The organism is Photobacterium proteolyticum (genome assembly GCF_001939735.1).
GTDB classification, from domain to species: domain Bacteria; phylum Pseudomonadota; class Gammaproteobacteria; order Enterobacterales; family Vibrionaceae; genus Photobacterium; species Photobacterium proteolyticum.
In genome coordinates this window covers 29,049-47,648 of sequence record NZ_MJIL01000055.1, presented here as the reverse complement: position 1 = coordinate 47,648, position 18,600 = coordinate 29,049, and the positions used below count along the sequence as shown (strand labels likewise).

Here is an 18,600-nt window from a genome sequence, read left to right as displayed (position 1 = left end):
TTATTGATGCCGGAATTGAAAACGTACCGGGTAAATTTCTGGAGGCTAAGGATACGTGAATCGGTTCAGGGAGCAAAGTCGCAATTGGTTCTCTTGCGAACAATTTCCTTGCCGCTGAAGGCTGGGTAGAGTTGCCGCCGAAGGCGTGGCAGAGTATGGTTGGGCTGGAATAATCGACGGGAGGAAGCGATGACGGATATCCAGCAATTGTCTCGGGAACTTGGTACGGCTCTGAGCCGGCACGGGGGCGTCGCCACCACGGCAGAGTCCTGCACCGGTGGCGGTGTCTCTGCAGCTATTACTGATATTGCCGGTAGCTCAGCTTGGTTTGATCGTGCGTTTATTACCTACAGCAATGAAGCGAAGCAGCAGATGCTCGGTGTTGGAAGTGACGTGCTTGAAGCGAATGGCGCAGTGAGCGAGCCTGTCGCCGAGCAGATGGCACTGGGCGCGTTGAGAAATTCTGCTGCGACGATCAGTGTGGCAATTAGCGGTATTGCCGGTCCGGGAGGAGGGACGCCAGATAAGCCGGTCGGCACGGTGTGTTTTGCCTGGGCGGATACCTCCGGCTGGATACAGTGCGAAACCTGTTTTTTTGATGGTGATCGCAATGCGGTAAGACAGCAAGCTTGCCAAAAAGCCCTGTCAGGTATGTTGCAACGCCTGCGGCTGCTGGGCTGAGCGAAGAATGACGTCAGCGTGAGAGTGGCACCGGGCAAAAAAATTTTCATACAGTGCTAGACACTGTATGAATAGACAGTATACTAATCATCATTATCAGTACTTAATTTAAGCATCCGTTGGAGAGTCGAATGGACGACAACAAACAGAAGGCTCTTGCCGCAGCGTTAGGCCAGATTGAAAAGCAGTTCGGTAAAGGTTCCATCATGAAGCTGGGCGATAACCGTACCATGGATATTGAAACGGTTTCGACTGGCTCCCTGTCGCTTGATATCGCGCTGGGCGCAGGCGGCTTACCAATGGGACGTATCGTTGAAATCTATGGTCCTGAATCATCTGGTAAGACGACACTGACGCTTGAAGTGATTGCCGCGGCCCAAAAGCAGGGCAAGACATGTGCATTCATCGATGCCGAGCACGCCCTTGATCCAATCTATGCCCAGAAGTTGGGTGTGGACATCGATAATCTGCTGGTGTCTCAGCCAGATACCGGTGAGCAGGCACTGGAAATTGCAGATGCGCTGGCACGTTCAGGCGCGGTTGATATTCTGGTCGTCGACTCCGTTGCCGCCCTGACACCAAAAGCCGAAATTGAAGGTGAGATGGGTGACAGCCACATGGGCTTGCAGGCTCGTATGTTGTCGCAGGCGATGCGTAAGATCACCGGTAACCTGAAAGCATCAAACTGTATGTGTATCTTCATCAACCAGATCCGTATGAAGATTGGTGTGATGTTCGGTAACCCGGAAACGACTACAGGTGGTAATGCCCTGAAGTTCTACGCTTCTGTTCGTCTTGATATCCGCCGTACCGGTGCCATCAAAGACGGTGACGAAGTTGTGGGTAACGAAACGCGTATCAAGGTTGTTAAGAACAAAATCGCTGCCCCGTTCAAGCAGGCTGAAACCCAAATCCTTTATGGTCAGGGCTTTAACCGCTTGGGCGAGCTGGTTGACCTTGGCGTGAAGAACAAGATGGTTGAGAAGGCGGGTGCCTGGTACAGCTATCAGGGTGACAAGATTGGCCAGGGTAAGGCAAATGCCTGTAAGTTCCTGGCTGAGCACCCAGAGATTGCCGAAGAGCTTGACAAGAAGCTGCGTGAATTGTTGTTAAATACAGCTCCTCAGAATGATGAAGTTGTAGAGAAGATTGACACTGAAGAAGATCAAGCCTTCTAAATAATATTCGTTTACTTATAGCCCAGTTTTTAACTGGGTTTTTTTATTTTCAGCCCTAAACCACCTACTTCAGTAGGTGGTTATTATCCTGCGAGGCTTTGCCTGAAGTTCTACCCATGCTAAATGTTCCCTTGATTTTTAGCGAAGTCAGAGAGGACAAATAACCAAGCTTCCCACGTTTATTGGAGATGTCAATATCACATAGTATGGACACCTAAGTATCGCTTTAGGATTTTGAAATAAACTGGATGTGAAGTCGTTGAATTGAACGTTCAAGTTGACCATGTACACCTAGTAGTGAAGGTGCCGCCAGAGTTATCAATATCCAAGTTAATGGGGGTGTTGAAAGGCAAAATAGCCTTGAAGATATTTAGTAAGTTCCCGTGCTTAAGGAAGAATAAATTGTGGGGAAATCACTTTTGGCATAAAGGCTGTTTTTTCGATAGCGTTGGAATCAATGAAGAAATAATTCGACGATATGTAAGGCACCAGGATAATGCTGAGCGTCAAGAACAGGGAATTAAACAAAGGCTCCCTTAGAGGAGGCTCATGCAAAGCCACCTTCTTTAGAAGGTGGATCTTTACAATCGTAGATTATTATATTGACCTAATTATTTTTGGTTAAAAGGAACTTCATTATGTATATAGGCTGTAATAATATGATTTGTATACTATCTCTTTGTTTTCAAAAACAAGCTCTTAATCTTTTTGATTAATTTTTCTTTCGGCTTGTTTTTATTATTACAAACAGATTTCAATGCCTTTAATTCTAAGTCCATGTTTTTAATGGATTTTTTTAGTTGTGCTATTTCTTGTTTGGAATTTAGCAACTCATTCAATATGGCGGCATTCATTATTATTTGATCATTATATATTTCAGGGAGCTTGTCTAAATCATCAAAACAATAAAACGTGTCACTGAACCCAAGCATTTTTGCGAGTTCCATATTACTAGCCTTATATCTTTTTGTTATTTCTAACAAACGAGAATTATCTATAATGTGAACTTTCGATGTATTAACGTTGTTTAGTTCACGTTGTAATATTTCTCTTAACCATTTGTTTCTGTTTTTTTCCTTACCATTAAATTTTTGATTAAATTGTAGAGCGATATTTAATGCCAAATCACCATAAGATGGATTGAAGTTTTTATTCTCTCTAGTTAGTTCACTTGGGAGTTCAAATACTCTATCTGCTTCATTGTAGATGTGGTGAGGATTATATTCAAATTTATTTGAATATTCCAGGAAGTTAATTCGACCATCAAATATAATATGCAGAATTCTGTATAACTCCAACCAATCAAAAGAATCTATTACTTTTTTGTTAAAGTATTCATCAAAAGATAAAGATTCCCCTTGTTTTATTTGTTGAATGTAAGATGATTTGAAAAAATCGTCTTGACGCCGAACAAAAATGATCAGTTCGAATTCAACAAAATCAATTGACTGCAGAGTGTTTACTATTAAAGTAGCATTATCTTTGGCTGTATTATATCCATTCCTTGGAGTTCCCAAAAGCCTTTCATTACTAATGATATAATTTACTGCTCCCAAACTATAAGCTTCTCTTATGTTTCTATCCATATCAATACAGAAATTAATGTCTACTTGACTTCTACCTGATAGTTCATTGTCATAATAGATATTATTATACTTAAGCTCGTCATTATTGAGTTTTAAATAGCTTTGTATGGCTGTACTACCAGTTTTATGCAAACCAGCATGAAGAAATACTTTCATTTTCTTTGTCTTCATATAACAGCAGTCCTCATTTATATTAAATAACATTAACTAAACTTTTAGGTTATCACTTTTTATAAGAGTTGTGAATGCTAACATGGAACTGATTCATTAACTAAGGCTATAAAAATAAGAAGAGAGAATTTAATGTTATATTGCAGTTTGTTGTGTTTTAGATGCGAATTTTATCACGTCAAAATTTTATCATTAATGTGATTGGTAAAAATACTTTATATTTATAATTTATTAATTGTTTGAAGGGTAGAGTGATATGTTGAATATTTTTTAGCTAAAGCATGATCAAATTAACGTTCACATTTAGTTGCAATTATATACTCTCTTTTTCATGAGAACCCTATGTATATTTAACGCTTCAAAGAACATTTTTAAACAATAATTATCAACGTCAAAGCGCAAAAGTTACTTATTGCCTGTTTGAAGTCTTATTTTGGGCATTGTGCACAGTGATTGCTGGATAACAAGTAGCCATTTATTGCTCGTTGCGATTAATCTTTTAGAACAATATTTTATTGCTGTGCACTGATGCGAATCATAAGCTGGTTGGTGATATCACCTACTTGATGACAAGTGAGATCTGGCTTTATTTTTATCTTGTTGTAATTATTGACTTGTATATATTCAGGTGAAGTTGAGCTCTTATTCCCTCAGCTGAAAGTTAATACTTAACTTCGATAATAGGTGTTCACATTGAACTGGAGTGAGTGTTCAGTATGGGCCGGAATACGCACTGGGGTATTTTGAGAGCGAAATCCAATAAGTATTTGATTCATAGACAAACTTTCACTATACTGGGTGTCTATGGACAGAGAAATTCAACAAAGATTACAGTGGGTAAAACTCTACCAAGAATGCGGTGATGCAGGCTTGATTTGCCGTCGTTGTGGAATCTCAAGGCCAACACTTCGTAAGTGGATAACTCAATAGAACTTGCAGGCACGAATGCTGTCGCAGGCGATGAGTAAGATCACCGGTAACCTGAAAGCATCAAGCTATATGTGTATCTTCATCAACCAGAACCGTATGAAGATTGGTTTGATGTTCGGTAACCCGGAAACGACTACAGGTGGTAATGACCTGAAGTTCTACGTTTCTGTTCGTCTTGATATCCGTCGTACCGATGCCATCAAAGACGGTGACGAAGTTGTGGGTAACGAAACGCGTATTAAGGTTGTTAAGAACAAGATTGCTGCCCCGTTCAAGCAGGCTGAAACCCAAATCCTTTACGGTCAGGGCTTTAACCGCCTGGGCGAGCTGATTGACCTTGGCGTGAAGAACAAGATGGTCGAAAAGGCGGGTGTCTGGTACAGTTATCAGGGTGACAAGATTGGCCAGGGTAAGGCAAATGCCTGTAAGTTCCTGGCTGAGCACCCAGAGATTGCCGAAGAGCTTGACAAGAAGCTGCGTGAACTACTGCTAACGACACCAGTCGAACAGGAAGATGCGGCAGAAGAGAAAGATGCTGAGAAAGATCAGGCATTCTAAACACTCTGATCATCTAGAATCTTGACAGCGACGGGCCCGGTACGCGAGTACTCGGCCCGTTTTGTCTATGTAAGGCCTGAGAGCAATGAAAAAGCAAACACCAAAGCAAAGCGCCAAAGAGGCGGCCATCGGTTATCTGTCACGCCGGGACCATGCCGAGAAAGAGCTGCGACAGAAATTAAAGACGCGTGGCTATTGCGAGTCGGATATTACCGAGGCGATTGATTTTTGTCAGGATTACAACTGGCTTGATGATGCTCGCTATGCGGGCATGATGATGCGCAGCGGCATTGCCAAGGGATGGGGGGAGCTGCGGATCAAGCAGGAAATGAAGATGAAGGGGGTGCACGGTACCATTGTCAGCCAGATCTTCGAAGAAAATGATACGGACTGGTATGAGCAAGCCCGTGATGTCGCCCGGCGCAAGTTCGGTAATAGCGAGATGGACACCCCCAAGGAAAAAGCTCGCCGTTTTCGCTTTATGCAGTACCGCGGCTTTGATTTCGAGCAGATCAAATACGCGCTGGATACCGATGACGACGAATAATCTCACCAGTCTCAACTAGCCTCTTGCTGCCAACATGTCTGGCTTGGCAGCACTGCCCTATATAAATTCCGTTAATTCTTAACATAACATTTCCCGTAGCGCCTGCCGTTGTTTTACAATAGCCCCCAAAGAATTTATCTTAGTTCGATTAAAGCCTGCTGACATAAGCGTCGAGCCGTGTGGCCCGGATGCATATTCAAAGCAGTTACATCATCGCTTAAGTGCGATTTTTCGGTTTATAAAAGCATTTATTCAGGATTTGCCAATGTACATGAGCACTGATGAGATTCGCCGTGCGTTTCTTGCGTTTTTTGAGAGCAAAGGTCACCAGATCGTAGAAAGCTCTTCTCTTGTACCTGCTAACGACCCAACACTGTTGTTTACCAACGCAGGTATGAACCAATTTAAAGATACATTTTTAGGTCTGGAAAAGCGCAGCTACACTCGAGCGACAACAGCTCAGCGCTGTGTACGTGCCGGTGGTAAGCACAATGACCTAGAAAACGTCGGCTTTACCGCCCGTCACCATACTTTTTTCGAAATGCTGGGTAACTTCAGCTTCGGTGACTACTTCAAACAAGACGCGATCAAGTACGCGTGGGAATTTCTGACCGACGTGCTTAAGCTTCCTCAGGACCGCCTGCTGGTGACTGTCTACGAGACCGATGACGAGGCATTCGACATCTGGAACAAAGAGATGGGTATCCCGGCGGATCGTATCGTACGTATCGGCGATAAGAAGGGGGGCAAGCCATACGAGTCAGACAACTTCTGGCAGATGGGTGACACCGGTCCTTGTGGTCCGTGTACCGAAATCTTTTACGATCACGGCGAGCACATCTGGGGCGGCCGTCCGGGCACTCCGGAAGAAGACGGTGACCGTTTCATTGAGATCTGGAATAACGTATTCATGCAGTTCAACCGTCAAGCCGACGGTACCATGGAGCCACTGCCTAAGCCGTCAGTTGATACCGGTATGGGTATCGAGCGTATTGCGGCGATCATGCAGGGCGTTCACTCGAACTACGAGATTGATATTTTCCAGACCCTTATCAAAAAAGCCGCCGATGTGATTGGCTACGAAGACCTATCGAACCAGTCGCTACGTGTGGTTGCTGACCATATCCGTTCATGTGCCTACCTGATTGTCGATGGTGTAATGCCGTCAAATGAAGGTCGTGGTTATGTACTGCGTCGTATTATCCGTCGTGCCGTTCGTCATGGTAACAAGCTAGGTGCCCAAGGTGCTTTCTTCTACAAGCTTGTTGGGCCGCTGGCAGAGATCATGGGTACAGCCGGTGAAGAACTGAAGAAACAGCAGGCGATGGTCGAGAAGGTTCTTAAGATCGAGGAAGATAACTTCGGCCGTACTCTTGACCGTGGTATGACAATTTTGAACGACGCGCTCGATAGCCTAGACGGCAAAGTGCTGGACGGCGAGACAGTATTCAAGCTGTATGACACCTATGGCTTCCCGGCTGATTTGACCAACGACGTTGCTCGTGAGCGTGGCTTCTCTATCGATGAAGAAGGCTTCAACAATGCAATGGAAGCCCAGCGCCAGCGTGCCCGTGAAGCGGGTCAGTTCGGTGTTGACTATAACGAAGCGATTAAGGTTGACGCCAGCACCGAGTTCTGTGGTTACACAGGTACCGACGGTGAAGGCGAGGTGGTTGCTCTGTATCGCGGCGGCGAAGCCGTGGATAGCATCAGTGCCGGTGAAGAAGCGCTGGTGGTGATGAACAATACGCCTTTCTATGCCGAATCAGGTGGTCAGTGCGGTGATACCGGCGTCATGACAGCGGCTGGTATCCAGTTTGACGTAGCTGATACCCAGAAGTTCGGTGATGCTATCGGCCACAAAGGGACGCTGGCGGAAGGTGCGCTGAAAGTGGGCGACAAGCTGACTGCGACAGTCGATGCGGCGCGTCGCGCGGCAATCAGCCTGAACCACTCGGCAACGCACCTGTTGCATGCGGCACTTCGCAATCTTCTGGGCGAGCATGTTGCGCAGAAGGGCTCGCTGGTTAAGCCTGAGTCCTTGCGTTTTGACTTCTCGAACCTGGAAGCCGTGAAGCCTGAGCAGCTTCGTGAAATCGAGCGTGTTGTGAACGAGCAGATCCGCCTGAACCATTCTATCGATACCAACATTATGGATATCGAGGCGGCGAAAGAAAAAGGTGCGATGGCACTGTTTGGCGAGAAGTACGACGATGAAGTTCGCGTACTGAGCATGGGCGAGTTCTCGACCGAGCTGTGTGGCGGTATTCACGCCAACAACACCGGTGATATCGGCCTGTTCAAAATTGTCTCTGAAGGTGGTATCGCCGCCGGTATCCGCCGTATTGAAGCGGTAACGGGTGAAGCAGCTATCGAGGCACTGCACAAGCAAGAAGCGCTGCTGTCTGAAACAGCGACGCTGGTGAAGTCTGATGCGGCATCAGTAGCAACCAAAGTAAGTGCACTGGTTGCACATAGCAAGCAGCTAGAGAAAGAAATTCAGCAACTGAAAGATAAGCTGGCAGCGCAGGAAAGTGCCGGTCTTATCAATCAGGCGCAAGAAATCAACGGTGTCAAAGTCTTGATTTCCAAGCTAGACGGCGCTGACAACAAAGCCCTGCGCGGTATGGTTGATGAGCTGAAAAACCAGATGGGCAGCGGTATCGTGGTATTGGGTAACGTCAATGGTGACAAAGTTGGTTTGATTGCAGGTGTTACCAAGGATCTTGTCGGTAAAGTGAAGGCCGGTGAGCTTGTTAACATGGTCGCCCTGCAAGTTGGTGGTAAAGGTGGCGGTCGCCCGGATATGGCACAGGCTGGCGGTACGGATGCAAGTGCATTGCCAGCTGCGCTAGAGTCGGCACAAGCATGGATCGCTGAGCGCCTGTAAGGCGCTCTTTATCAAAAAGTTAGGTAACGGGGTATTAGCCCCAGGAAGGTGAAGTAAAGTGACGCAGATTGCGCGTAATTCGCTAATAGTGCAAAAGTTTGGTGGTACGTCTGTAGGTTCGATAGAGCGTATCCAGGCTGTCGCCGAGCGAGTCATTAAAGCTAAAGAAGAGGGCAAGCAACTGGTCGTGGTTGTTTCTGCCATGTCTGGTGAGACAAATCGTCTACTAGGCCTTGCACAGCAAGTTGATGCTGTGCCTGCAGAGCGAGAACTTGACGTTCTCTTGTCAGCGGGTGAACAAGTCTCTATGGCTTTGCTCGCAATGATGTTGAACAGGCTGGGGCATAAAGCGATATCGCTAACGGGTTGGCAGGCAGGGATTAAAACCAGCTGTCAGCACAATGATGCGAAGATCACTGATATTGACCCTAGCTACATTCAGCAATTGCTCGAACAAGACCAGATAGTGATAGTTGCTGGTTTTCAAGGCATTAATGATGAAAGGGATATAACCACCCTTGGCCGTGGGGGCTCAGATACCACGGCAGTTGCACTGGCAGGTGCTTTACGCGCAGACGAATGTCAGATTTTCACCGATGTGGACGGCGTCTATACGTGCGATCCGCGGCTCGTACCGCAAGCTCGACGCCTGGATGTCGTTCATTTTGATGATATGACATCCATGGCGCGAAACGGTGCGAAAGTGCTACAATTACAGTCAGTTGAATATGCTCGACAGCATAGAGTCCCACTGAGGGTCCTGTCTTCGTTCGAAGAGGGGAAGGGGACGCTGGTTAGTTTTGATTCCTCTGCCGCAGCGAATGTTGTGGGGGTAGCGCTAAAGAATCAGCAGACGCTGCTTGATGTCGATATGCCTCTGCCTGAGTTGCAGGAGCAGCTAAACCTGTTCGGCATGCAGTGTTGGTGTAAGGCCGTTGCTGCTGATTCAACACAAATTGTTACAGCAAATGAAGATTTGGCACGATTAAAGCTCGTGCTGGGTAATAAAATGCACCCGATCGCGACGGTGTCGACCCTATCCGTTATTGGGGAGGATGTCTCTGATCTGGCAGATAATATCTGTGCCGTGCTGGCGGAAGCTGGCATCCGCGTGCGCCAAAATAAACGGTCGACTCATTGTCTTTCTTTGTTGATAAATGAGGATGATCATCAATTAGCTGTAGATATCGTCCACAAAAGGTTTGTGGTTGAGCCAGAAAGTCTGGATAATCGATCACTTCTCGCTGTTTCTTGAGCAGTGACCATTTATGCCTTCGTGACCGGAGGCATAAATATTGTTGGATAATAAACTTTAACTCTTAATAGACTGAGATTACTCAAGGAGCACACGAATGCTAATTTTGACACGTCGCGTAGGTGAGACGCTAATGATCGGTGACGAAGTGACTGTTACTGTACTTGGCGTTAAAGGGAATCAGGTTCGCATTGGTGTTAACGCGCCAAAGGAAGTATCTGTTCACCGTGAAGAAATCTACATGCGAATTCAAGCGGAAAAAGAAACCGGCTCTCAGGGTTCTGGTAACTTCTAAATCGAAAAAGGTCAGTCTATTGCTGGCCTTTTTTGTCTCTGGAATATGCCCGGATCTATTTGGCTCATTGCGCCATTTATTTGAAAAAAGACAAGATACTATTGCGTTTACGCAGGTTTAATTGTCTTGTTGGCTATTAAGTGTGCACCTGCGCCGTGAATGTCGTTTTTTGACGATAAAGTGTTTGACTTATTTTCGGCTAGCAGTAATATGAGCCCCCGCAAGACGGTGAGGTGGCCGAGAGGCTGAAGGCGCTCCCCTGCTAAGGGAGTATACGGTTTATCCCGTATCGAGGGTTCGAATCCCTCCTTCACCGCCATTTCTTGCAATGATTATCTGCGCGTCCGTAGCTCAGCTGGATAGAGTACCTGGCTACGAACCAGGCGGTCGGAGGTTCGAATCCTCCCGGACGCGCCAGTTATTCACAATATGGCCCAAGTTGGCGGTATTGATAAAAAGATATTAGTGTGCGCTCGTAGCTCAGCTGGATAGAGTACCTGGCTACGAACCAGGCGGTCGGAGGTTCGAATCCTCCCGAGCGCGCCATTAATTTGTGTGGTGAGGTGGCCGAGAGGCTGAAGGCGCTCCCCTGCTAAGGGAGTATACGGTTTATCCCGTATCGAGGGTTCGAATCCCTCCTTCACCGCCATTCTTTCTCTTCTTTGAAGTAAGTTAGTCTTAGTTCTTTGAATAAGAAAACCTGTGCGTCCGTAGCTCAGCTGGATAGAGTACCTGGCTACGAACCAGGCGGTCGGAGGTTCGAATCCTCCCGGACGCGCCATTATTGAAAAGCATGGTATCGAAATAGATACGGTGCAGTAAAACCGAATTAAGTGTGCGCTCGTAGCTCAGCTGGATAGAGTACCTGGCTACGAACCAGGCGGTCGGAGGTTCGAATCCTCCCGAGCGCGCCATTAATTTGTGTGGTGAGGTGGCCGAGAGGCTGAAGGCGCTCCCCTGCTAAGGGAGTATACGGTTTATCCCGTATCGAGGGTTCGAATCCCTCCTTCACCGCCATTCTTTCTCGTTCCTGAAATTTATCAGGAGTGAGCAAAGAAAGCCTGTGCGTCCGTAGCTCAGCTGGATAGAGTACCTGGCTACGAACCAGGCGGTCGGAGGTTCGAATCCTCCCGGACGCGCCATTATTGAAAAGCATGGTATCGAAATAGATACGGTGCAGTAAAACCGAATTAAGTGTGCGCTCGTAGCTCAGCTGGATAGAGTACCTGGCTACGAACCAGGCGGTCGGAGGTTCGAATCCTCCCGAGCGCGCCATTAATTTGTGTGGTGAGGTGGCCGAGAGGCTGAAGGCGCTCCCCTGCTAAGGGAGTATACGGTTTATCCCGTATCGAGGGTTCGAATCCCTCCTTCACCGCCATTCTTTCTCTTCTTTGAAGTAAGTTAGTCTTAGTTCTTTGAATATGAAAACCTGCGCGCCCGTAGCTCAGCTGGATAGAGTACCTGGCTACGAACCAGGCGGTCGGAGGTTCGAATCCTCCCGGACGCGCCATCTCTTTTTGAGATGATTAAGGTATGGTTTTTAAGTACCAACGGACTGTTACTGACAATAACTGGAGCCTTTATTTGGTTTCGGTTTACAAAGATTTCTGCGCGCTCGTAGCTCAGCTGGATAGAGTACCTGGCTACGAACCAGGCGGTCGGAGGTTCGAATCCTCCCGAGCGCGCCATTCTTCTCGATATCGGTTGGAACCGTTTCGGTTTTAACGGGTATCATTCTTTCCTGTCCTGATATTGTTCAGAGACAGAGCAAAGAAAGCCTGCGCGTCCGTAGCTCAGCTGGATAGAGTACCTGGCTACGAACCAGGCGGTCGGAGGTTCGAATCCTCCCGGACGCGCCATATTTTCTAAGTATCATGGAATGTTACTTATTGATAACCGAATCGGATTGACGATTCGGTATAAAGCAATTCCTGCGCGCTCGTAGCTCAGCTGGATAGAGTACCTGGCTACGAACCAGGCGGTCGGAGGTTCGAATCCTCCCGAGCGCGCCATTATATAAGGTATCAGTTGGAACCGTGTGGGTTTTAACGGATATCATTCTTTCCTGTTCCTGATATGTATCAGAAACAGCGCAAAGAAATCCTGCGCGCCCGTAGCTCAGCTGGATAGAGTACCTGGCTACGAACCAGGCGGTCGGAGGTTCGAATCCTCCCGGACGCGCCATATTTTGACTACAGCAGCCATTATGTTGTTGTAGAGCGACAAAGAAATCCTGCGCGCTCGTAGCTCAGCTGGATAGAGTACCTGGCTACGAACCAGGCGGTCGGAGGTTCGAATCCTCCCGAGCGCGCCATTATTTTAGGTATCAATTAGAACCGTTTGGGTTTTAACCGGTATCATTCTTTCCTGCTTCTGATATGCATTAGAAACAGCGTAAAGAAAGCCTGCGCGTCCGTAGCTCAGCTGGATAGAGTACCTGGCTACGAACCAGGCGGTCGGAGGTTCGAATCCTCCCGGACGCGCCATATTTTGACTACAGCAGCCATTATGTTGTTGTAGAGCGACAAAGAAATCCTGCGCGCTCGTAGCTCAGCTGGATAGAGTACCTGGCTACGAACCAGGCGGTCGGAGGTTCGAATCCTCCCGAGCGCGCCATTATTTTAGGTATCAATTAGAACCGTTTGGGTTTTAACCGGTATCATTCTTTCCTGCTTCTGATATGCATTAGAAACAGCGTAAAGAAAGCCTGCGCGTCCGTAGCTCAGCTGGATAGAGTACCTGGCTACGAACCAGGCGGTCGGAGGTTCGAATCCTCCCGAGCGCGCCATTATTTTAGGTATCAATTAGAACCGTTTGGGTTTTAACCGGTATCATTCTTTCCTGCTTCTGATATGCATTAGAAACAGCGTAAAGAAAGCCTGCGCGTCCGTAGCTCAGCTGGATAGAGTACCTGGCTACGAACCAGGCGGTCGGAGGTTCGAATCCTCCCGGACGCGCCATTATTTAAAGCTCAGCTTCGGCTGGGCTTTTTTCGTTTTTACCCTTCCCTTCTTGCTGGTTACAATCGCCTATTACTACCCAATTCTCTGAACCACTACTTATCCAGATTGGTATGAAGATATACCCCTGGCGAGGTGTAATTGTTTCTGATACGGCGCTTCTATGCTGTTTGAGCCAATACTGAATTTACGAATGGAAATCATGTATGCCTCGTGTTCTGTCGCGGTATAGTCATGTAGTAACAAAGGGCTGACCTTCTGGCCTCATTATGGTGAATGCTGCTGTCAACCGCGTCTATTTATAAGAAATAACCACAAAATTATCGAATAGCTCGTGAATAAATTCTCACCTCTTATAACTAACTGATATGTCATTACTTTAACCCAAAAGACGTCATTACAGATTATTTTGCTTACGTTTACGTAAGCGTAATATTAGTGTCCGGAAAACTTGATAACTCAGTGTTTTTATTAGTTTGCTGCGAGCTGGATAATGATTTTAGCTGGTTATTTTTCAGTCAGTTGTGATAAATTACTGCGTTAGTTAACATTTTTTGGTTAAATTGGAAAAAGAAAAGACAAAGTGACCGTAATTTGGTCTCGGTTGTTAATCAATTTGACATATTTTGGCTTGTCATGATAATTCTTAGTTTGCCAATCACAATATGAATGAAAGGAAGCAATAATGGCAGATTTAGGTAGTTTGCTATGGGAAGCGGCAACAATCATGACCACCGGTATGGTCGTGGTTTTTGTTTTTCTCAGCACCCTGATCTATTTAGTCCAACTGTTAGCAAAACTGGCGCCGAAGGAAGAGTTACCTGCGATAAAGCCACAGCCTGCATCAACAGTTGCTTCAAATCACAATGGTGTTCAGTCCGATGTCGTGGCTGCCATTACCGCTGCGATACATCAGTATCGTAACCGTAATGCATAATTTGTGATTTCCAGGACGATTTTTATTACAAGGAGTTTGTGAGCATGTCCAAGTCTTTAGCGATCACTGACGTTGTGTTACGTGATGCCCATCAGTCTCTTTTTGCGACCCGTTTGCGTATTGAAGATATGCTGCCTATTGCCGAACAGTTGGATAACGTCGGTTACTGGTCTCTCGAAACATGGGGTGGTGCTACGTTTGATTCCTGTATTCGCTATCTGGGCGAAGACCCTTGGGAGCGTCTGCGTGCCCTCAAGCAGGCGATGCCGAAAACACCGATGCAGATGCTGCTGCGTGGTCAAAACCTACTCGGCTACCGTCATTATGCCGACGATGTCGTGGAGAAGTTTGTCGAGCGTGCACATGCCAACGGTATGGATGTGTTCCGTATCTTCGATGCGATGAACGATGTCCGCAACTTTGAAAAAGCCGTAAAGGCAACCGTTGATGTCGGTGCCCATGCCCAGGGAACCATTTCCTATACCACCAGTCCGGTTCATAACCTGGATACCTGGACTGATCTGGCCAAGCGCCTCGAAGATCTGGGCTGTCACTCTATCTGTATCAAAGATATGTCCGGTTTGCTCAAGCCTTACGAGGCAGAGGAACTGGTCAAACGTATTAAGGCGTCCTGTGATGTACCACTGGCGCTGCACTGTCACGCGACTACTGGCCTGTCTACGGCGACAGCGGTGAAAGCGGTCGAGGCCGGTTTGGATATTCTGGATACCGCAATTTCGTCGATGAGCCAGACCTACGGTCACACTCCGACGGAAACCGTGATCGCCATGCTGGAAGGTACCGAGCGTGATACGAACCTGGATCTGCAGCAACTGGAACCGATTGCCAGCTACTTCCGCGATGTGCGTAAAAAGTACGCCAAGTTCGAGGGAAGCCTGAAGGGCGTCGATGCCCGTATTCTTCTGGCTCAGGTACCGGGCGGTATGCTGACTAATATGGAAAGCCAGCTCAAAGAGCAGGGTGCATCGGATCGCTTTGACGAGGTGCTGGAAGAAATCCCGCGCGTTCGCAAGGATCTCGGTTTTATTCCGTTGGTAACGCCGACGTCGCAGATTGTCGGTACACAGGCGGTACTGAACGTATTGACCGGCGAACGCTATAAGAGCATCAGCAAGGAAACGGCGGGTGTCCTGAAAGGCGAGTATGGTGCAGCACCTGCGCCGGTGGATGCCGAACTGCAGGCAAAAGTACTCGACGGTGCCGAGCCGGTAACCTGCCGCCCGGCTGATTTGATCGAGGATGAGCTGGCAAGCCTGACTGACGATTTGGTGGCCAAGGCCAAAGCGGATGGGATCACGCTAGCGACCGATCAGGTTGATGACGTCTTGACGTATGCCCTGTTCCCTCAGGTTGGTCTTAACTTCCTGAAGAACAGAAATAACCCAGAGGCTTTCGAGCCAGTTCCGGGTACCGAGGAAGCACCGGCTCCTGCTGCTGCTCCGGTTGCCTCTGCTGGCGGCAGCGAGTCGTACAGCGTACGTGTGAACGGTCAGGTTTACGATGTCGAAGTGGGTCCGGCGGGTGAAGTCTCGGCGATAGCGTCTGCTGCTGCGGCCCCTGCTCAGGCGGCGGCTCCGGTTGCAGCGTCTGGGACTGCCGAACCTGTCTCGGCACCGCTGGCCGGTAATATTTTCAAAATCAATGTTCAGCCGGGCAATACAGTTGCTGAAGGTGATGTGCTGGTTGTGCTGGAAGCGATGAAAATGGAGACTGAGGTCAGGGCTGCCCGCAGTGGTGTGGTGCAGGATCTGCATGTCAAGGAAGGCGACTCAGTAGCGGTGGGATCTCCGATCCTGAGCCTGGCGTAAGAGGGTACCATGGACGGTTTATTGAAACTCTGGTCAGAGACCGGGATTGCGAACTTCGAGTTCGGACAGCTTGTGATGATCCTGGTCGGTGCCGGCCTGCTTTTCTTGGCGATCCGCAAGGGCTTCGAGCCCTTGCTGCTGTTGCCGATGGGCTTTGGTGCAATACTGGCGAATATTCCGAATGCCGGCTTTACCGAGCCGGGCGGTCTGCTCTATTACATTTACTATGTCGGGATCGAAACCGGGGTCTTCCCGCTGTTGATCTTCATGGGCGTCGGGGCAATGACGGACTTCGGGGCGTTGATAGCGAACCCGAAAACCTTGCTGCTCGGTGCTGCGGCCCAGTTTGGTATTTTCTTCACCCTGTTCGGGGCAATCCTGCTCAACATGGTGCCTGGGATGGAATTTACCCTGGCAGATGCGTCATCTATCGCGATTATCGGTGGTGCCGACGGCCCGACGGCCATCTTCCTGGCAAGTCGCCTGTCACCGGATCTGCTCGGTGCGATTGCGGTAGCGGCCTATAGTTATATGGCACTGGTGCCGATCATCCAGCCGCCGATTATGAAGGCGCTGACCACACCGGAAGAGCGTGTTATCCAGATGGAGCAGCTTCGCCATGTCGGCAAGGCCGAGAAGGTGCTTTTCCCGTTGGCTGTGCTGTTGATGACAATCTTGTTCCTGCCTTCGGCGACACCGCTGGTCGGTATGTTCTGCCTGGGTAACCTGATGCGTGAGTCCGGGGTCGTCGATCGCCTGTCCAACACGGTTCAGAACGAGCTGATCAATATTGTGACGATCATGCTTGGCCTGGGTGTCGGCTCAAAGCTGGAAGCAGACAAGTTCCTGCAGTTCGAAACCCTGGGGATCCTGGTGCTGGGTGCGGTGGCATTCAGTGTCGGTACCGGTGGCGGTGTCCTGATGGCCAAGCTGCTTAACCGCTACAGCAAGGAAGATATCAACCCACTTATTGGTGCGGCGGGCGTATCAGCCGTACCGATGGCGGCACGGGTTGTGAATAAGGTCGGCCTTGAGGCTAACCCGCACAACTTCCTGCTGATGCATGCCATGGGCCCTAACGTGGCCGGGGTACTGGGTTCGGCAGTTGCGGCCGGTATTCTGCTGGCTCTGGTTGGCTAACAGCATATCGACCAGGCAAGATGCCGGTGAGAAGCCGCTTGGATATCAGATAACCTTGTTGGCTTGAAACAAATTGAAACGGGTAGCAATATGCTACCCGTTTTTTTATGGTGGCAATTAGGTATATGCTCTCTTACAAGAATGATCGCTTACCGATATAAATCAGATAAAAAAGGAAAAGGGAATGAACGCTTGTCAGCAACTCGCAATAACCCAGTTTGGTCAGCCTTCGGTATTGGCGATGCAAACTGCCGAAATACCGGTACCGTCTGATAGCCAGGTGTTGGTCAGGGTCGCCTATGCCGGTGTGAACCCGATAGATGCCAAAACCCGTGCCGGGTTGGGGTGGGCTGCGCAGCAGAACAAAGATAACCTTCCCTGGGTGCCGGGCTATGACATTGCCGGTAAGGTGGTGAAGGTAGGTGCGAATGTACAGGAGCTCGCTGTTGGAGAGCGTGTGGCGGGGTTTGTCGGCTTTCCCCTGGCAGGTGGTGGCTACAGTGAGTATGTCGCTGTCGAGGCCGATGCGCTGAGCCGAGTTGCGAAAGGCGTCCCTCTGGCGAATGCGGCAGCGTTGCCGCTGGCCGGGCAGACGGCATGGCAGGCGCTCGATAAGGGACAGGCAGACGAAAATGATCGGGTGTTGATCCTGGCCGGTGCCGGTGGCGTCGGTCATATTGCGATCCAGCTGGCGGTTGCCCGTAGAGCCAATGTGATGGCCAGTTGCTCGGCGGCCAATATGGCGTTTGTCAGCGGGCTAGGGGCGACGGCGGTGGATTATCACCAGGCGCCGTTGGCCGAGCAGATAGAGCCGGTCGATGTACTGATAGATTTGATGGGCGGTGATATCGGTATTGCGGCATTAGACTGCGTGAAAGCCGGAGGACGGGTGGTGACCATTCCGACGATAACCGCGGATGCCGTGTGTGAGCAGGCACAGCTGCAAGGTCTAGAGGCCGAAGGTATGCTGGTGTCGCCGTCTGTCGAGCAGAATAATGCGATGATGGCCATGCTGGAGGCCGGGCAGCTTCAGCTGCATATTGCTGCACAATATCCGCTGTCTGACGGGGCGAAGGCTCATAGCGACATAGAAGCGGGTCATACCCGAGGCAAGATTGTACTGGCTGTGGGTAGTAGCGAGTAAAACCCGCACAGTGACTTTCTCAAAAGGTAGAATGAAATCTGCCTGATTATTAATAAGTTGTTTCAATGCTAGAGTTATTGAATGGTGAATCGGCACTTTGGGTGCTGTTCACCACAGGTTTTTTGAGTGCCACCCTGCTCCCCGGCGGCTCGGAAGCGGGCCTTATCGCGACCCTCAAGCTCGGTGATAATGCGGTATGGCTTGTCGTAGTGGTGGCGACGTTGGGCAATACCCTGGGGGGAATGACGAACTACTGGCTGGGAAGATTACTGCCAGATAAAACTTCTGACGAAAAACATGGTCATAAAGCCCTGCAATGGCTGAAAAAATATGGCTACTGGTCATTATTTTTCAGCTGGTTACCCGTTATCGGGGATCCTTTGTGTTTGGCGGCAGGCTGGTTGCGTATGCGCCATTGGTTGAGTTTTCTGATCGTCATGATCGGAAAGGCTATACGCTATGCGGTACTGGCTCTGATCGTACAAGGTTTATTATAAGG

12 protein-coding genes, 20 tRNA genes and 4 pseudogenes are annotated in these 18,600 nt (G+C 48.7%); 35 read left to right on the top strand and 1 reads right to left on the bottom strand.

Going from position 1 to position 18,600, the window contains the following annotated elements:
* The first annotated feature begins 189 nt into the window (after positions 1–189).
* The 3 genes and pseudogenes from BIT28_RS08005 (at position 190) to tnpA (ending at position 2,399) form a co-directional block, all read left to right on the top strand.
* On the top strand, positions 190–681 hold the full coding sequence (locus tag BIT28_RS08005; protein ID WP_075763085.1) for a CinA family protein: 492 nt from the start codon (positions 190–192) through the stop codon (positions 679–681).
* Positions 682–812: 131 nt separating this feature from the next.
* On the top strand, positions 813–1,859 hold the full coding sequence (gene recA / locus BIT28_RS08000; RefSeq protein WP_075763084.1) for a recombinase RecA: 1,047 nt from the start codon (positions 813–815) through the stop codon (positions 1,857–1,859).
* Positions 1,860–2,060: 201 nt separating this feature from the next.
* Positions 2,061–2,399, top strand: a pseudogene (gene tnpA, locus BIT28_RS07995) (IS200/IS605 family transposase).
* A 131-nt stretch (positions 2,400–2,530) separates the two neighbouring features.
* On the opposite strand, the gene BIT28_RS07990 reads toward tnpA, so the two are convergent.
* Positions 2,531–3,616, bottom strand: coding sequence for a hypothetical protein (locus BIT28_RS07990; RefSeq protein WP_139310449.1), 1,086 nt, complete (start codon positions 3,614–3,616; stop codon positions 2,531–2,533).
* Positions 3,617–4,082: 466 nt separating this feature from the next.
* On the opposite strand from BIT28_RS07990, the pseudogene BIT28_RS29265 reads away from it, so the two are divergent.
* The 32 genes and pseudogenes from BIT28_RS29265 to BIT28_RS07835 form a co-directional block, all read left to right on the top strand.
* Positions 4,083–4,236: pseudogene (locus BIT28_RS29265) on the top strand (IS3 family transposase); the annotation flags it as partial.
* A 184-nt stretch (positions 4,237–4,420) separates the two neighbouring features.
* A pseudogene (locus BIT28_RS07985) lies at positions 4,421–4,534 on the top strand (helix-turn-helix domain-containing protein); the annotation flags it as partial.
* A gap of 15 nt (positions 4,535–4,549) precedes the next feature.
* Positions 4,550–5,104 (top strand): annotated as a pseudogene (locus BIT28_RS07980) (recombinase RecA family protein); the annotation flags it as partial.
* An 85-nt stretch (positions 5,105–5,189) separates the two neighbouring features.
* Positions 5,190–5,651 (top strand): recombination regulator RecX, encoded by a 462-nt coding sequence (recX, locus tag BIT28_RS07975; protein ID WP_075763082.1) that lies wholly within the window; start codon positions 5,190–5,192, stop codon positions 5,649–5,651.
* Between the two features lie 265 nt (positions 5,652–5,916).
* The gene (gene alaS, locus BIT28_RS07970) at positions 5,917–8,541 is read left to right on the top strand and encodes an alanine--tRNA ligase (protein WP_075763081.1); all 2,625 of its coding nucleotides are present in this window, start codon (positions 5,917–5,919) and stop codon (positions 8,539–8,541) included.
* Between the two features lie 58 nt (positions 8,542–8,599).
* Positions 8,600–9,796: an aspartate kinase gene (locus BIT28_RS07965; protein WP_083651764.1), complete on the top strand. Its 1,197-nt coding sequence runs from the start codon at positions 8,600–8,602 to the stop codon at positions 9,794–9,796.
* A 97-nt stretch (positions 9,797–9,893) separates the two neighbouring features.
* Entirely contained in the window at positions 9,894–10,091 is a 198-nt protein-coding gene (gene csrA / locus BIT28_RS07960; protein ID WP_075763080.1) for a carbon storage regulator CsrA, read from the top strand.
* 227 nt (positions 10,092–10,318) lie between these two features.
* Positions 10,319–10,410, top strand: a tRNA-Ser gene (locus BIT28_RS07955).
* Between the two features lie 21 nt (positions 10,411–10,431).
* Positions 10,432–10,508, top strand: a tRNA-Arg gene (locus tag BIT28_RS07950).
* A 52-nt stretch (positions 10,509–10,560) separates the two neighbouring features.
* Positions 10,561–10,637: transfer RNA gene (locus BIT28_RS07945), tRNA-Arg, on the top strand.
* Positions 10,638–10,648: 11 nt separating this feature from the next.
* Positions 10,649–10,740, top strand: a tRNA-Ser gene (locus tag BIT28_RS07940).
* A gap of 55 nt (positions 10,741–10,795) precedes the next feature.
* Positions 10,796–10,872, top strand: a tRNA-Arg gene (locus BIT28_RS07935).
* A 56-nt stretch (positions 10,873–10,928) separates the two neighbouring features.
* A tRNA-Arg gene (locus BIT28_RS07930) sits at positions 10,929–11,005 on the top strand.
* 11 nt (positions 11,006–11,016) lie between these two features.
* Positions 11,017–11,108 (top strand) — tRNA-Ser (locus BIT28_RS07925).
* Positions 11,109–11,156: 48 nt separating this feature from the next.
* Positions 11,157–11,233 (top strand) — tRNA-Arg (locus BIT28_RS07920).
* A 56-nt stretch (positions 11,234–11,289) separates the two neighbouring features.
* A tRNA-Arg gene (locus BIT28_RS07915) sits at positions 11,290–11,366 on the top strand.
* Positions 11,367–11,377: 11 nt separating this feature from the next.
* A tRNA-Ser gene (locus BIT28_RS07910) sits at positions 11,378–11,469 on the top strand.
* A gap of 55 nt (positions 11,470–11,524) precedes the next feature.
* Positions 11,525–11,601, top strand: a tRNA-Arg gene (locus BIT28_RS07905).
* A gap of 101 nt (positions 11,602–11,702) precedes the next feature.
* Positions 11,703–11,779: transfer RNA gene (locus tag BIT28_RS07900), tRNA-Arg, on the top strand.
* Between the two features lie 94 nt (positions 11,780–11,873).
* Positions 11,874–11,950: transfer RNA gene (locus tag BIT28_RS07895), tRNA-Arg, on the top strand.
* 76 nt (positions 11,951–12,026) lie between these two features.
* Positions 12,027–12,103, top strand: a tRNA-Arg gene (locus tag BIT28_RS07890).
* A gap of 95 nt (positions 12,104–12,198) precedes the next feature.
* Positions 12,199–12,275, top strand: a tRNA-Arg gene (locus BIT28_RS07885).
* Positions 12,276–12,328: 53 nt separating this feature from the next.
* Positions 12,329–12,405, top strand: a tRNA-Arg gene (locus BIT28_RS07880).
* Positions 12,406–12,500: 95 nt separating this feature from the next.
* A tRNA-Arg gene (locus BIT28_RS07875) sits at positions 12,501–12,577 on the top strand.
* A gap of 53 nt (positions 12,578–12,630) precedes the next feature.
* Positions 12,631–12,707: transfer RNA gene (locus tag BIT28_RS07870), tRNA-Arg, on the top strand.
* A 95-nt stretch (positions 12,708–12,802) separates the two neighbouring features.
* Positions 12,803–12,879 (top strand) — tRNA-Arg (locus BIT28_RS07865).
* Between the two features lie 95 nt (positions 12,880–12,974).
* A tRNA-Arg gene (locus BIT28_RS07860) sits at positions 12,975–13,051 on the top strand.
* 685 nt (positions 13,052–13,736) lie between these two features.
* Positions 13,737–13,988: an oxaloacetate decarboxylase subunit gamma gene (locus BIT28_RS07855; RefSeq protein WP_075763079.1), complete on the top strand. Its 252-nt coding sequence runs from the start codon at positions 13,737–13,739 to the stop codon at positions 13,986–13,988.
* 44 nt (positions 13,989–14,032) lie between these two features.
* On the top strand, positions 14,033–15,817 hold the full coding sequence (gene oadA, locus BIT28_RS07850) for a sodium-extruding oxaloacetate decarboxylase subunit alpha (RefSeq protein WP_075763078.1): 1,785 nt from the start codon (positions 14,033–14,035) through the stop codon (positions 15,815–15,817).
* A 9-nt stretch (positions 15,818–15,826) separates the two neighbouring features.
* Positions 15,827–16,957, top strand: a complete 1,131-nt coding sequence (locus tag BIT28_RS07845) for a sodium ion-translocating decarboxylase subunit beta (RefSeq protein ID WP_075763077.1) — start codon at positions 15,827–15,829, stop codon at positions 16,955–16,957.
* Between the two features lie 184 nt (positions 16,958–17,141).
* On the top strand, positions 17,142–18,101 hold the full coding sequence (locus tag BIT28_RS07840; RefSeq protein WP_075763076.1) for an NADP-dependent oxidoreductase: 960 nt from the start codon (positions 17,142–17,144) through the stop codon (positions 18,099–18,101).
* A gap of 65 nt (positions 18,102–18,166) precedes the next feature.
* A complete protein-coding gene (locus BIT28_RS07835; RefSeq protein WP_075763075.1) occupies positions 18,167–18,598 on the top strand; it encodes a YqaA family protein in 432 nt (143 codons plus the stop codon).
* Positions 18,599–18,600 lie beyond the last annotated feature (2 nt).